Here is a 1,777-nt window from a genome sequence, read left to right on the forward strand (position 1 = left end):
AATAAAAAAGTCAATCAACGAGAGAGATTATTTACACAAACTTCTTGACAGTCTCTTAAGTTTAGTTGCATGTGGTAATAACAAACATACAAACAGTAGTAATGCAAATAAAACTAATCATAAGTTTAGCGAAACTGTTCCTGTAAAAAGTATTAAAAAAGGAGGAACTTTAACCTATGCTGTTGAATCAGACAGTCCATTCACTGGTATTTTCTTACCAGAATTATCAGATACTACAATTGATGGTGAGGTACAAAGCCCAGGTCTAGAATCTTTATTTTCAACAGATGATCAATATAAGATTAATAATAAAGGAGCTGCTACTTTTAAACTAAATCGGAAAGCTAAGACTATCACAATCGAAGTGAAAAAAGGAGTTAAGTGGTCAGATGGTAAGCAAGTGAATGCTAAAGACGTTGAATTTGCTTATGAAATTATTGCAAATAAAGACTCTAAATCACAAAGATATACTGAATCTTTAGCTGATATTGTTGGCTTAGCTGAATATCATGAAGGCAAAAGCAAGAAAATTTCTGGAATTGAAATGCCTGATGGTGAAAATGGACGCAAAGTCGTACTCCATTTCAAGCAAATGAAGCCTGGTATGCTTTAATCAGGTAATGGATATTTCTGGGAATATGCTGAACCCTATCATTACTTAAAGGATGTACCTTTTTCAAAACTTTTATCTAGTAACAAGGTCAGAAAATCCCCACTATTTTTTGGACCATTCCGTGTATCTAATATTGTTCGTGGTCAATCTGTTTCTGGGGAGCGTAATCCTTATTACTGGCGTGGTACACCAAACTTTGAAAAAGTAACTGCATCTGTTATCAGCTCCAGTTCTGCTACCCAAGCCATTAAAAGTCATAAATTTGATATTGCTGATGTGGTTAATACACAATGGGATCAAACTAAGAATGCAACTGATACTAACTTTATTGGTGAAGTTCCACTTAGTTATAACTACTTAGCTTTTAAAGTTGGTAAATGGGATAAGAAGCTAGGAAAGAATGTTGAAAATAAGAATGCCAAGATGAATAATCCAGCATTACGTAAAGCAATGGCCTATGCAATGAATATTGATGCTGTTGCTAAACGCTATTACCAAGGATTAGCATTCCGTGTTAATACTTTGATTCCAGAACAATTTGGTGACTTTTCCGATAGTTCAATTAAAGGTTACCCATATAATTTGAAGAAAGCCAACCAATTACTAGATAAAGCCGGATATAAAAAGAAAGGCGAATTCAGAGTTCAACCTAACGGAAAGAAGCTTACTATTAATTTAGCTGTTAGAAACAATGCTACTACCGCAGAGCCCGTATGGCGTAATTATATCCAACAATGGAAGAAAATCGGTTTGAACGTTAAGTTTGTTGGCGGTCGTCCAATGGAATTTAACAATTGGGTACAAGCAGTTCAATCTGATGATCCAAAAATTGATGTCTTTGAAGGTGGCTGGTCACTTTCAAGTGAACCTTCTCCTAATGATCTTTATAGCGCTGCTGCACCATATAATATGGCACGTTTTGTTTCCCCTGTACAAAGTAAGCTTTTAGCTGATATTGACTCAGAAAAAGCTTTCAACCATAAGTATCGTGTTGACGCATTCAGAAAATGGAAAAAATGGATGTACAATGAGGCCTATGTTGTACATACCACTAATTCATATTCAATAACCGCTGTTAATAAAAAAGTAACTGGATGGTCACTTAAACCGAGACCGTAAAATAGTTTGTGTAAGGATGAATATTTCCTTAATTTTATTTCCCTG

The 1,777-nt window shown here is 34.9% G+C and carries 1 pseudogene; it reads left to right on the forward strand.

Annotation, left to right across the window (positions count from 1 at the left end):
• Positions 1-13 precede the first annotated feature (13 nt).
• Positions 14-1,732, forward strand: a pseudogene (locus CP366_RS10290) (oligopeptide ABC transporter substrate-binding protein).
• The last annotated feature ends 45 nt before the right edge of the window (positions 1,733-1,777 follow it).

Origin of the sequence: Lactobacillus sp. UMNPBX15, from assembly GCF_002553785.1 — a bacterium.
In the GTDB taxonomy this organism is placed as follows: domain Bacteria; phylum Bacillota; class Bacilli; order Lactobacillales; family Lactobacillaceae; genus Lactobacillus; species Lactobacillus crispatus.